This is a genomic window from Streptomyces sp. SCSIO 75703 (assembly GCF_036607905.1).
In the GTDB taxonomy this organism is placed as follows: Bacteria; Actinomycetota; Actinomycetes; order Streptomycetales; family Streptomycetaceae; genus Streptomyces.
This window is the reverse complement of the sequence record NZ_CP144555.1, coordinates 2,342,912-2,354,962: the sequence shown is the minus strand read 5'-3', so window position 1 is coordinate 2,354,962 and position 12,051 is coordinate 2,342,912. Positions and strand designations below refer to the sequence as shown.

General features: G+C 71.7%; 10 protein-coding genes and 2 tRNA genes. 6 read left to right on the top strand and 6 right to left on the bottom strand.

Features of this window, described 5'->3' with window-relative positions:
* Positions 1–30: 30 nt before the first annotated feature.
* Positions 31–573 (bottom strand): PPA1309 family protein, encoded by a 543-nt coding sequence (locus tag VM636_RS10150; RefSeq protein WP_030421722.1) that lies wholly within the window; start codon positions 571–573, stop codon positions 31–33.
* A gap of 165 nt (positions 574–738) precedes the next feature.
* Between VM636_RS10150 and VM636_RS10145 the strand changes: the two genes are divergently transcribed.
* The 4 genes from VM636_RS10145 to VM636_RS10130 all read left to right on the top strand — a co-directional run bounded on the left by VM636_RS10145 (position 739) and on the right by VM636_RS10130 (position 6,150).
* Positions 739–3,741 (top strand): UPF0182 family protein, encoded by a 3,003-nt coding sequence (locus VM636_RS10145; RefSeq protein ID WP_053914584.1) that lies wholly within the window; start codon positions 739–741, stop codon positions 3,739–3,741.
* Positions 3,742–3,804: 63 nt separating this feature from the next.
* Positions 3,805–3,878 (top strand) — tRNA-Met (locus VM636_RS10140).
* Positions 3,879–4,107: 229 nt separating this feature from the next.
* Positions 4,108–5,952 carry a tetratricopeptide repeat protein gene (locus tag VM636_RS10135; protein WP_199825517.1) on the top strand — a complete coding sequence of 615 codons (1,845 nt, stop codon included), beginning with the start codon at positions 4,108–4,110 and terminating at the stop codon, positions 5,950–5,952.
* 124 nt (positions 5,953–6,076) lie between these two features.
* A tRNA-Met gene (locus VM636_RS10130) sits at positions 6,077–6,150 on the top strand.
* Between the two features lie 191 nt (positions 6,151–6,341).
* On the opposite strand, the gene VM636_RS10125 is transcribed toward VM636_RS10130, so the two are convergent.
* A complete protein-coding gene (locus tag VM636_RS10125) occupies positions 6,342–6,758 on the bottom strand; it encodes a Fur family transcriptional regulator (protein ID WP_053914582.1) in 417 nt (138 codons plus the stop codon).
* A 140-nt stretch (positions 6,759–6,898) separates the two neighbouring features.
* Here VM636_RS10125 and VM636_RS10120 point away from each other — a divergent pair, with 140 nt between their 5' ends.
* The gene (locus VM636_RS10120; RefSeq protein WP_030421718.1) at positions 6,899–8,350 is read left to right on the top strand and encodes a catalase; all 1,452 of its coding nucleotides are present in this window, start codon (positions 6,899–6,901) and stop codon (positions 8,348–8,350) included.
* Between the two features lie 141 nt (positions 8,351–8,491).
* Here the strand turns inward: VM636_RS10120 and VM636_RS10115 are convergent, their stop codons facing one another.
* Positions 8,492–8,899: a CBS domain-containing protein gene (locus tag VM636_RS10115; RefSeq protein WP_030421717.1), complete on the bottom strand. Its 408-nt coding sequence runs from the start codon at positions 8,897–8,899 to the stop codon at positions 8,492–8,494.
* Positions 8,900–9,033: 134 nt separating this feature from the next.
* Positions 9,034–9,834 (bottom strand): histidinol-phosphatase, encoded by an 801-nt coding sequence (gene hisN / locus VM636_RS10110; protein WP_030421716.1) that lies wholly within the window; start codon positions 9,832–9,834, stop codon positions 9,034–9,036.
* 142 nt (positions 9,835–9,976) lie between these two features.
* Here hisN and VM636_RS10105 point away from each other — a divergent pair, with 142 nt between their 5' ends.
* On the top strand, positions 9,977–10,582 hold the full coding sequence (locus VM636_RS10105) for a TetR/AcrR family transcriptional regulator (RefSeq protein WP_030421715.1): 606 nt from the start codon (positions 9,977–9,979) through the stop codon (positions 10,580–10,582).
* Between the two features lie 13 nt (positions 10,583–10,595).
* Here VM636_RS10105 and VM636_RS10100 read toward each other — a convergent pair whose 3' ends face one another.
* Positions 10,596–10,919, bottom strand: a complete 324-nt coding sequence (locus VM636_RS10100; RefSeq protein ID WP_030421714.1) for a multidrug efflux SMR transporter — start codon at positions 10,917–10,919, stop codon at positions 10,596–10,598.
* 117 nt (positions 10,920–11,036) lie between these two features.
* A complete protein-coding gene (gene rsgA / locus VM636_RS10095) occupies positions 11,037–12,047 on the bottom strand; it encodes a ribosome small subunit-dependent GTPase A (protein WP_053914581.1) in 1,011 nt (336 codons plus the stop codon).
* Positions 12,048–12,051: the final 4 nt, after the last annotated feature.

Here is a 12,051-nt window from a genome sequence, read left to right as displayed (position 1 = left end):
CGCCGCGCACCGGCCCGGCGCGGCCGGCTGCTACTCCTCGAAGGTCGCCGTCAGCGCCTGGGCCAGCCCCGGCACCAGCTCGGAGCCGGTGAGGACGTCCGTGGCGGAGTCCTTCTCCCGCAGCCGCAGCGCCGACTCGCGCACGCCGTCGCGCAGCACCGCCACCGTCATGCGGACCTCCTGGCGGTCCGGGTGCTCCGCGACCCAGCGGGCGAGCCCGTCCTCGTCCAGGTCCTGCGGGACCTGCGCCTCGGCGGACGGAGGCAGCATCAGCCGCTCCACGGTGAGGGCGCAGCCGACCACGGCGTCGGGCCAGGCGATGGTGCCGAGGAAGTCGTCCAGCGGCCGCTGCGCCGGGATCTCCTCCTGTTCGATGGGGGTGAGGCCGTCGGCGTCCGGCGCGTCCGGCAGGCCGAGACGGTCGGCGAGCGAGGGCTGGTCGGCCCGCAGCCGGGCGGTGTCGACGAGGGCGAAGAGGCGTGCGGGCTGGTCCCAGCCGAAGCCGGAGACGTACTCGTCGATCTCCAGCACGGCCCGGGTGAGGGGACTGGCTGCCATGGGGGTGTTGGACATGGTCACAATCCTGCCTCGTTCCCGGCCCGAATCGGGAACCGAGTAAACGATGAGTAAGTTGACATAGGTGTGGGCCCACGTTCGCGAGGGCGCACGGGGGCCCGCGAACCCCGGGGGCCTGACGAGACAACAGCGAACTTCGAGGTGCGCACCTTGGCTTTCCAGATGCCGGACCGCGGCGGAGGCCCGACAGGGCCGCGGATGAGAGTGGGCCGCCCGTCCCGGCGTGTCCGGACCCTGCTGATGACACTTGGTGTCCTCGCCGTGCTGGGCATGGCGTTCACCATGTTCGCCGGGTTCTGGACGGACTGGCTCTGGTACCGCTCCGTCCACTACTCGTCGGTCTTCACGACGACCCTGTGGACGAAGATCGGGCTCTTCTTCGTCTTCGGGCTGCTCATGGCGCTCGCCGTGGGCCTCAACATCTGGCTGGCCCACCGGCTCCGGCCGCCGCTGAGCGCCATGTCGATGGAGCAGCAGAACCTGGACCGCTACCGGATGGGCATCGCCCCGTTCAAGAAGTGGCTCCTGCTCGGCATCACCGCCCTGGTGGGCCTCATCGCCGGCGCGTCCGCGGCCGGCCAGTGGCGGACCTGGCTGATGTGGGTCAACGGGGTGCCGTTCGGCCAGAAGGACCCCCAGTTCAAGCTGGACGTCGCCTTCTACGCCTTCGACCTGCCGTGGTACCGGTTCCTGCTGGGCTTCGGCTTCGCCACGGTGATCCTCTCGCTGATCGCCGCCGCCCTCACCCACTACCTGTACGGCGGGCTGCGGGTCACGAGCCCCGGCGCGCGGGCCACCGCCGCGGCCACCGGCCACCTGTCGGTGCTGCTCGGCGTCTTCGTCACCCTCAAGGCCGTCGCCTACTGGCTCGACCGGTACGGACTGGCGGTGAAGTCCAGCGACTTCAAGGCCACCGACAACTGGACCGGCCTGCGGTACGTGGACGCCAACGCCTACCTGCCCGCGAAGACCATCCTGTTCTGCATCGCCGTCATCTGCGCGCTGCTCTTCTTCGCCACCCTGTGGCGGCGGACGTGGCAGCTCCCGGTCATCGGCTTCGGCCTGATGGTGCTGTCGGCGATCCTCATCGGCGGCCTCTACCCGGCCCTCGTGCAGAAGTTCCAGGTCCAGCCGAACGAGCAGGCCAAGGAAGCCCCGTACGTCGAGAAGAACCTCAAGGCGACGCGTGACGCCTACGGCATCGCGGGCACCCAGGTCACCGAGTACTCGGGCCGGAGCAACACCGAGGACAAGACCAAGCTGCGCGACGACGCCGACACCACGGCGTCCATCCGCATCATGGACCCGAACATCGTCTCGCCGACCTTCCAGCAGCTCCAGCAGATGCGGAACTACTACGCGTTCCCGACCAATCTGGACGTGGACCGCTACAACAAGGACGGCAAGGACCAGGACACGGTCATCGGCCTGCGCGAACTGAACCTGGCCGGTATCCCGAAGAAGAACTGGATCAACAACCACTTCCGCTACACCCACGGGTTCGGCGTGGTCGCGGCCAAGGGCACGGAGGTCGACTCCGAGGGCCGTCCGGTCTTCACCGAGTCCGACCTGCCGTCCGTGGGCGACCTCGGCAAGTACGAGCAGCGGATCTACTACGGCGAGAAGACCACCACGTACTCGATCGTCGGCGGCCCCCAGAAGGAGGTCGACTACTCCGACGACGCGGGTGAGAAGACCACCAGCTACAAGGGCGACGGCGGCGTGGACCTGTCCAGCCCCCTCAACCGGGCCGCCTACGCGCTGGCGTTCAGCGAGCCGCAGATCCTCTACTCCGGCGCCATCGGCGAGGGGTCGAAGATCCTCTACAACCGCACGCCGAAGGAGCGCGTCGAGGCGGTCGCCCCGTGGCTGACCATCGACGGCGACGCCTACCCGGCCGTGGTGAACAACCGCATCCAGTGGATCGTCGACGCCTACACGACGACCAACGGCTACCCCTACGCGTCCCGGACGACGCTCGGCGACACGACGGCCGACTCGCTGACCGCGAACAACAACTCGCGCGCGGTGGTCGCCCAGCAGAACCAGGTCAACTACATCCGCAACTCGGTGAAGGCGACCATCGACGCCTACACCGGTGAGGTCAAGCTGTACGAGTGGGACACCAGGGACCCCGTCCTCAAGACGTGGATGAAGGCGTTCCCCGGTTCGGTGCAGGCCAAGAGCGAGATCTCCGAAGACCTGATGGCGCACCTGCGCTACCCGCAGGACCTCTTCAAGGTCCAGCGCGAGCTGCTGACCCGCTACCACGTCAAGGACGCCACCACCTTCCTCAGCGGCAGTGAGGTGTGGCAGGTGCCGGACGACCCGACCAACAAGTCGGGCAACGCCGTCCCGCCGTACTACCTCAGCATGAAGATGCCCGACCAGAAGGAACAGGCGTTCTCGCTGACGACCACGTTCACGCCCAACGGGCGCGACAACCTCAGCGCGTTCATGGCGGTCGACGCCGAGGCCGGCACCGACGACTACGGCAAGATCAGAATCCTGAAACTGCCGACGAGCACCACGGTGCCCGGACCCAAGCAGGTGCAGAGCCAGTTCAACTCCGAACAGGACATCGCCGAGTCCATCCGCCTCCTCAGGGGCGGCGACTCGGAGGTCGAGTACGGAAACCTGCTGACCGTCCCGCTCGACGGCGGGCTCATGTACGTCGAACCGGTCTACGTGCGAGGCGGCGGCCTCAAGTACCCGCTGCTGCGCAAGGTCCTGGTGAGCTACGGGGGCAACACGGCCTTCGAGAACACCCTCGACGAGGCCCTGAACAAGATCTTCGGGGCGGAGGGTTCGGTCTCCAAGCCGCCGGGCGACGACGGGGACACCACCAAGCCGCCGTCGAACCCGACCGTCCGGAAGGCCCTGGGTGACGCCCAGAAGGCGTTCGAGGCGGGGCAGAAGGCCCTGGAGAAGGGCGACTGGGCCGCCTACGGCGAGGCGCAGAAGGACCTGGAGGACGCGCTCAAGCAGGCCGAGGAGGCCCAGGCCCAGGCCGCCCGCGGCGGTGAGGGCCAGAGCGACGGCAAGAGCGGCGAGAAGGCCGGCGACGGCAAGAACGCCTCCGATGGGTCCGCCTCCGGAAAACCGGCCTCCGACACCTCCGGTGACGGCGCGTCCGGAGGAGACAAGGACAAGGGCGGCGGCTGACACCGCGCCGCCCGGCAGGTCAAAGCCCCACCTCGCGCCGTGATACCGTGGTGAACACAACGGCGCGGGGTGGAGCAGCTCGGTAGCTCGCTGGGCTCATAACCCAGAGGTCGCAGGTTCAAATCCTGTCCCCGCTACTCGTCTCGTGGGCTCGGCTCACGAGGAGAAAGGGCCCGGATTCCTTACGGAATCCGGGCCCTTTCTCGTGTGCGGAGGGATACATCCGGGCGAGCGACGGCCGCGCCGCCGACGGGAGTTGGGCGATCTGTGTTTGACTTGTCTCCCTGTGGGCATGTCGACAAAACGCTGAAGTGACCTCACTGGCTGCGGTATACCAGGTGTACCCGGGTTGCGGGTGGTGCGACGATGGACGTTATGGGGGACATGGCAACTCTGTTCGAGACAGGCCGTTTTGCGCAGCCGTCCGGTCGGGAGGAGACCGGCGACGAGGCACAGGAAGCCGCCGAAGAGGTGCGCCGGCGCATCGCCGCCGAGGCCGGCGACGTCGAGGCGATGAGCGTCCTCGGTGCCCTGCTGCTGCGCCGGGGCGATCTCGACGGAGCCGAGTCCCACCTCCGCGCCGCCACCGCCGCCGGAGACCGCGCCGCCGCCAACAACCTCGGCGTCCTGCTGCACCAGCGCGGGTACGCCGACGAGGCCGCCGGCTGGTGGCGCATCGCCGCCGTCGCCGGTTCCGCCGCCGCCGCCCACGCCCTCGGCCGGCACTTCCGCGAGCGCGGCGACGAGCCCGCCGCCGAGTACTGGCTGCGCCAGTCCGCCGAACAGGGACACGTGCTCGGCGCCTACGCCCTCGCCGACCTGCTGGAACACCGCGGTGACAAGGACGGCGCCGCACGCTGGATGCGGGCCGCGGCCGAGCGCGGGCACCGCGAGGCCGCGTACCGGCTCGCCCGGATGCTGGACCGGCGGGCCGGCCGCGACGGTGACCGGGGCGCCGGCCCCTGCCTGATCGGCGGGGCCGGCCGCGCCCCGGACGCCGAGGACGACGGCGGCTCGGAGCAGTGGTACCGGCAGGCCGCCGCGCGCGGACACCGGCGGGCCGCGCTCCACCTCGGCGCCATCCTGGAGCGGCGGGGCGAGCTGAAGGAGGCCGGCCGCTGGTACCTGACCTCCGCCAAGGACGGCGAGCCGCGCGCCGCCTGCGCCCTGGGCTTCCTGCTGCGGGACGCGGGCGACACCGAGAGCGCCGCCATGTGGTGGCTGCGCGCCGCCCAGGAGGGCGACGGCAACGCGGCCAACGCGCTGGGCGCCCTGCACGCCGAGCGCGGCGAACCGCAGACCGCCGAGCGCTGGTACCGGGCCGCGATGGACGCCGGGGACGACAACGGCGCGTACAACCTCGGGCTGCTCTGCGCCGAACAGGGCCGCACCGCCCAGGCCGAGCAGTGGTACCGGCGGGCCGCCTACGCCGGACACCGCGAGGCCGCCAACGCGCTCGCCATCCTGCTGCTGCGCGGCGGCGACGAGACCGGCGCCGAGCCCTGGTTCTCCAAGGCCGCGGAGGCGGGCAGCGTCGACGCCGCCTTCAACCTCGGCATCCTGCACGCGGGCCGTCGCGAGGACACCGCGGCACTGCGCTGGTACGAGCGGGCCGCGGCGGCCGGACACACCGAGGCCGCGCTCCAGGTGGGCATGGCCCGGCTGCGCCGGGGCGACGAGCGGGGGGCCGAGCGCTTCCTGCGCTGCGCCGCGGGGGGCGGCAGCGCGGAGGCGGCGTACCGGCTGGCGACCCTGCTCGACGCGCGCCGGCCGCCGGCTCCCGCGCACGAGCTGGGCGAGCCGGCCCACCGGAAGACCGAGTGCGAGGAGTGGTACGAGCGGGCGGCCTCCCAGGGTCACCGCCGGGCCCAGGTGCGGGTCGGGATGCTGGCCGCGGCGCGCGGGGACGCGGGGGAGGCGGCCCGCTGGTACCGGGAGGCGGCCGAGGCGGGCTCCCGCAACGGCGCCTTCAACCTGGGGCTGCTGCTGGCCCGGGAGGGCAGCGAGCCCGAGGCCGTGGTGTGGTGGCGCAGGGCGGCCGAGGCCGGGCACGGGCGGGCCGCGCTGCGGCTCGCGCTGGTCTCCGCCCGGCGCGGCGAGCTGGACGAGGGCCAGCAGTGGGCCGACCTGGCGGTGTCGCTGGGCCCGCGGGAGGTCGGCGAGCGCGCGGCCCGGCTGCGGGACGCGCTGCGCCAGGAACTGTCCGCCTAGATGTATTGATCACGAGCGGTGGCCCGTATGGCCCCGCGGGGTCCGGCCCGGGGCTCGCGGCGGCCGTGCGGGGAGAGGCGATTTGCCTCCCGGTGACGGCGTGCCGTAACGTTGCGTTCATCGCCGCGGGGTGGAGCAGCTCGGTAGCTCGCTGGGCTCATAACCCAGAGGTCGCAGGTTCAAATCCTGTCCCCGCTACTGATGGCCGAGGGCCGGAATCCGACAGGGTTCCGGCCCTCGGCATGTTTCCGGCGCCCGAAGGCGACCCGCGGGCCCCGTACGGCACGGCGCGGCCCGGCACGGCGCGGGGACCCGGCGGGGTGCGGCGGCACGGGGTGGCACGGCATGGAGCCCGGCACTCTCAGGTGCCGGGCTCCATGCCGAGCGGATCAGGCCGTGGCGCAGGTCGGGCAGGTGCCCCGGTAGGTCACCTCGACGTCCGACACGGTGAAGCCGAAGCGCTCCGAGTCGGGGAGGTCGGCCAGCGGGTTACCGATGGGGTGCACGTCCCGGATCGCGCCGCAGCGCGCGCAGACCAGGTGGTGGTGGGGCTTGTGGGCGTTCGGGTCGTACCGCTTGGCGCGCTTGTCGGTCGCCACTTCCAGCACCTCGCCGAGCGAGACCAGCTCACCGAGCGTGTTGTACACGGTCGCGCGGGAGATCTCGGGCAGCTTGGCGACGGCCCGCGCGTGCACCTCGTCGGCCGTCAGATGGACGTGTTCGCCGTCGAGGACCTCGGCCACGACGCGCCGCTGCGCGGTCATGCGCCATCCGCGTCCGCGCAGCCGTTCCAGTAGGTCGCTCATGAAGACCAGCCTAACAGCAGGGGGACCAAGTCCCGAACGAGTGTGACTTTGGAGTGTTGCTTGACTTAGACATTGTCCATTGTAGGATTGCGATCGGCATTGGCAAGAGACAGGTTCGTGGATTGGCGCAGGAGGCGTACGTGACTGTGGGACCGCTGACGACCGAGGCCGGAGCTCCGGTAGCCGACAACCAGCAGAGCGAGACCGCCGGTGTCGGCGGCCCGGTGCTCGTCCAGGACCAGCACCTGCTGGAGAAGCTGGCGCACTTCAACCGTGAGCGCATCCCGGAGCGCGTGGTACACGCCCGCGGTGCCGGCGCCTACGGCACCTTCACGGTGACCGCCGACGTCACCCGGTACACGCGGGCCAAGTTCCTCTCCGAGGTCGGCAAGGAGACGGAGACCTTCCTCCGCTTCTCCACCGTGGCCGGCAACCTGGGCGCGCCGGACGCCGTGCGCGACCCGCGCGGTTTCGCCCTGAAGTTCTACACCGAGGAGGGCAACTACGACCTCGTCGGCAACAACACCCCGGTGTTCTTCGTCAAGGACGCCATCAAGTTCCCCGACTTCATCCACACCCAGAAGCGCGACCCGTACACGGGCTCGCAGGAGGCGGACAACGTCTGGGACTTCTGGGGCCTGTCGCCCGAGTCCACCCACCAGGTGACCTGGCTCTTCGGCGACCGCGGCATCCCGGCGTCCTACCGTCACATGGACGGCTTCGGCTCGCACACCTACCAGTGGAGCAACGAGGCGGGCGAGGCCTTCTGGGTCAAGTACCACTTCAAGACGGACCAGGGCATCAAGTGCCTGACCGCCGAGGAGGCCGCCAAGCTCGCCGGTGAGGACCCCGACTCCCACCAGCGCGACCTGCGCGAGGCCATCGAGCGCGGCGACTTCCCGAGCTGGACCGTCGGCGTGCAGATCATGCCCGTCGCGGACGCGGCGACCTACCGCTTCAACCCCTTCGACCTCACCAAGGTGTGGCCGCACGCGGACTACCCGGTCATCGAGTTCGGCAAGCTCGAACTCAACCGCAACCCGGAGAACATCTTCGCCGAGGTCGAGCAGTCGATCTTCTCCCCGGCGCACTTCGTGCCCGGTATCGGCCCCTCCCCGGACAAGATGCTCCAGGGCCGCCTCTTCGCCTACGGCGACGCCCACCGCTACCGCGTCGGCATCAACGCCGACCACCTGCCGGTGAACCGCCCGCACGCCACCGAGGCGCGCACCCACTCCCGTGACGGCTACCTGTACGACGGCCGTCACAAGGGCGCGAAGAACTACGAGCCGAACAGCTTCGGCGGTCCCTTCCAGACCGACCGCCCGCTGTGGGAGCCGGTCGCGGTCTCCGGTGTCACCGGCGACCACGTGGCCCCCTCGCACGCCGAGGACAACGACTTCGTCCAGGCGGGCAACCTGTACCGGCTGATGTCGGAGGACGAGAAGGAGCGCCTCGTCTCCAACCTGGCGGGCGCCATCTCCGGCGTCTCGCGGGACGACATCATCGAGCGCGCCATCGGCAACTTCCGCCAGGCGGACGCCGACTTCGGCAAGCGGCTGGAGGCCGCGGTCCAGGCCCTGCGCGGCTGACGACCGGCACCGGACCGCTCACCCGGCGGCGGGCCGGATCCCCGGGAACGGGGGTCCGGCCCGCCGTTCGTGTGCCGTCCGCCGTCCGCCGTGTGCCGTCCGCCGTGCGCGGTGCGCCGCACGGCGCCGCCGCATCGCCGGTCAGGCCGTGACGGCCGGGCTGGCGCGGCGCGCGCGGGCCGGAGCCCAGCAGCGGATGATGTCGCGCACCGAGACCACGCCGACCGGCTCGTCGCGGTCCAGGACGATCAGGTGGCGGAACCCGCCGTGCGCCATGGCCCGCGCCGCCTCCTCCACCGTCCAGGTGGGCGCGGCGAACACGACGTCGGTGGTGGTGTGCGCGTGCGCGTGCTCACCGTCCGGGTCCTGGCCCCGGCCGACGGAGTCGAGGATGTCCCGTTCGGTGAGGATGCCGATGCCCCCGGCGTCCGGGTCGTGGACCACGGCCGCGCCGACCCGGCGCGCGGACATCAGCGTGGCGGCCTGGCGCAGGGTGTGGGCGGGACCGATGGTGAGGACGACCTTGCTCATGGCGTCACGGACGAGCATGGGGTGAGCCACCTCCTGCCGGAGAGCCGGAATCCGGGGAGACCCGGGATTCACGAGTTCACAAATGGGGTTCCCCAGAGTGGCAGGTAAAGAGGGACCCAACAAGGGGGCGCGTAGGGGGAGAAAAGGGGCGCTCAGGAGCGTCGGCCGAGGTACCCCAGCAGTTCGTCGTGGAGCAGCCCGTTCGACGCCGCCGCGTTGCCGCCGTGCGGACCGGGACGGCCGTCGAGGCCCGTGAAGGAGCCCCCCGCCTCGGTGACGATGATCGCGTTGGCGGCCATGTCCCACAGCGACAGCTCGGGCTCGGCGCACAGGTCGACCGAGCCCTCGGCGACCATCATGTACGGCCAGAAGTCGCCGTACGCGCGCGTGCGCCACACCGAGCGGGACAGGTCGAGGAAACCGTCCAGCAGCCCGCGCTCCTCCCAGCCGCTCAGCGAGGAGTACGCGAAGGAGGCGTCGGACAGCCGCGACACGCTGGAGACGTGCAGCCGGGACGCCGAGGTCAGACTGCGTCCGGAGAAGGCGCCGTGGCCCAGCGCGGCCCACCAGCGGCGGCCCAGCGCCGGGGCGGAGACCACGCCCACGACCGGCCGGTAACCGCCCTCGGCGGCCTCCATCAGGGAGATGAGGGTGGCCCAGACGGGCACCCCGCGCACGTAGTTCTTGGTGCCGTCGATCGGGTCGATCACCCAGCGGCGCGGGCCGGTGCCCTCCACGCCGTACTCCTCGCCGAGGACGGCGTCGCGGGGCCGGGCGCGCTGGAGGTGACCGCGGATCAGCTCCTCCGCGGCCTTGTCGGCCTCCGTCACCGGCGTCATGTCCGGCTTGGTCTCGACCTTCAGATCGAGGGCCTTGAAGCGCTCCATCGTCGTGGCGTCGGCGGCGTCCGCGAGGACATGGGCGAGGCGGAGATCGTCGAGGTAGTCCGGCATGCCGTCACGGTATCGGCCGGACGAGGGGCGCGGCCACCAGGGTCGCCCCGCACGGCGTGGCACGGCGGCGCGAGGAGCCTTGACAGGGGTCCCGGGCGCGTCAAATCTGGGCGCACAGCCGCTCGGCCCGTCGGAGGCGCTGATGCCCGGAGCCCGGGAGTCCCTGCTCGACGCCGCGTCCGGGGCGTTGACCCGACGCCCCTGGTCCGCCGTGCGGATGGTGGAGGTGGCCGCGTCGGCCGGCGTGTCCCGGCAGACGCTGTACAACGAGTTCGGCAGCAAGGAGGGCGTCGCCCGCGCCCTCGTGCGCCGGGAGGCGGACGCCTACCTCCAGGGCGTCGACCGCGCCCTGTCCGGGGCCGGCGACGCCCGTGAGAGCCTCGCCGCGACCGCCCAGTGGACCGTGGCGGCGGCCCGGGGCAGCGCGTTGGCGCGGGCGCTGCTCACCGGCTGCTGGGACGCCCGGCTGCCCCGGGTGACGCTGCGCGCCGTCCCGTCCTCCGCCCTGGTGCCGGCGCAGCGCCGCGCCGACGGTCCGCTGCCCTCGCCCGCCGACCTGGTGGCCGTGGTCCGCGACCGCGCCGTCGCCGTGCTGTCCGGGCCCGGCACCTCCCGCGCGGAGGCCGCCGACCTCGCCCGTGCCGCGGAACTGACGGCGCGGCTCGCCCTGTCCTGCGTCGCGGCGCCGCCCGAGGGCGGGGTGACGGAACTGCTGCGGACCGCCCTGCCGCGGGGACTGGCGTGGTGAGGGACGCCCGAACTCAGTGCGCCGAGCCCGAGAGTTGCAGGCCGACCACGCCGACAATGACCAGGGTGATCGACACGATCTTCAGCGTGGAGACCAGGTCGCCGAGGAACACCATCCCGTAGATGGCGGTGCCCGCCGCGCCGATACCGGTCCACACCGCGTACGCCGGACCCACGTCCAGCTTCTTCAGCGCGAGCGTCAACAGGCCGAAACTGCCCAGCGCGAAGGCGCAGAAGGCGACGGTCGGCCAGAGCCGGGTGAAGCCGTGCGAGAGCTTGAGGCACACGGCGAAGCCGGTTTCGAGCACCCCGGCCACGATGAGCAGCAGCCACGCCATGTGTCGTCCTCCCGTAACCCCGTACCGTGACCGCTTCGTCAGGTTTTACTCGTGCTTGCATCCGGCTTGGTGCGATTATGCACTTACCGGTGGCGGGGCATGGCAAACCACGCGAGGTCAGTCGCCTTCCTTCCGCTCCCGCGTCGCCAGCAGCCGCCGCAGCGAGTACAGCCGCGCCGGGTCGGCGTGTCCCTCGGCGACCCACGCGTCCAGCGCGCAGTCCGGTTCGTCGTGGCCGCACGCGCGCGGGCAGCCCGCCGTGCCCGGCTCCAGGTCGGGGAAGGCGTGGATGACCCGGGACGGGTCGACGTGGGCCAGGCCGAACGACCGTACGCCCGGGGTGTCGACGACCCAGCCGCCCCCGTCCGGCAGCGGCAGCGCCAGCGCGGAGGTCGTGGTGTGCCGGCCGCGTCCGGTGACGGCGTTGACCCGGCCCGTGCTGCGCCGCCGGTCCTCGGCCACCAGGGCGTTGACGAGGGTGGTCTTGCCGACGCCGGAGTGCCCGACGAAGGCGGTGACCTTGCCGTCCAGGTGCTCGCGCACCAGGTCGGCGGCCTCGCCGTTCGCCAGCCCCTCGCGGCTGGTGACGACGTGCGGGATGTCCAGGGCGCCGTACAGCTCCAGGAGTTGTTCCGGAGGGGCGAGGTCCGACTTGGTCATCACCAGCAGCGGCGTCAGCCCGCCGTCGAACGCGGCGACCAGGCAGCGGTCGATGAGCCGGGGGCGCGGCTCGGGGTCGGCGAGGGCGGTGACGACGGCGAGCTGGTCGGCGTTGGCGACGACGACGCGTTCGTACGGGTCGTCGTCGTCCGCGGTGCGGCGCAGCACCGACGTGCGCTCCTCGATGCGGACGATCCGCGCGAGGGTGTCCTTCCTCCCGGACAGGTCGCCGACCAGCGCCACCCGGTCGCCCACGACCGCGGCCTTGCGGCCCAGTTCGCGGGCCTTCATCGCCACCACGACCCGGTCCCCTACGAGACAGGTCAGCCGGCCCCGGTCCACGGTCAGCACGAGGCCCTCGGAGGCGTCCTCGTGCTTGGGCCGCAGGTGCGTGCGCGGCCGGTTGCCCCTGCGGCTGGGCCGGGTGCGGATGTCGTCCTCGTCGGTGTGCTTGCCGTAGCGGCGCATGACG

Coding starts and splice junctions, on each gene's coding strand:
- VM636_RS10150 (WP_030421722.1), bottom strand. CDS start 573: ATGTCCAACACCCCCATGGCAGCCAGTCCCCTCACCCGGGCCGTGCTG.
- VM636_RS10145 (WP_053914584.1), top strand. CDS start 739: ATGCCGGACCGCGGCGGAGGCCCGACAGGGCCGCGGATGAGAGTGGGC.
- VM636_RS10135 (WP_199825517.1), top strand. CDS start 4,108: ATGGACGTTATGGGGGACATGGCAACTCTGTTCGAGACAGGCCGTTTT.
- VM636_RS10125 (WP_053914582.1), bottom strand. CDS start 6,758: ATGAGCGACCTACTGGAACGGCTGCGCGGACGCGGATGGCGCATGACC.
- VM636_RS10115 (WP_030421717.1), bottom strand. CDS start 8,899: ATGCTCGTCCGTGACGCCATGAGCAAGGTCGTCCTCACCATCGGTCCC.
- hisN (WP_030421716.1), bottom strand. CDS start 9,834: ATGCCGGACTACCTCGACGATCTCCGCCTCGCCCATGTCCTCGCGGAC.
- VM636_RS10105 (WP_030421715.1), top strand. CDS start 9,977: ATGCCCGGAGCCCGGGAGTCCCTGCTCGACGCCGCGTCCGGGGCGTTG.
- VM636_RS10100 (WP_030421714.1), bottom strand. CDS start 10,919: ATGGCGTGGCTGCTGCTCATCGTGGCCGGGGTGCTCGAAACCGGCTTC.
- rsgA (WP_053914581.1), bottom strand. CDS start 12,047: ATGCGCCGCTACGGCAAGCACACCGACGAGGACGACATCCGCACCCGG.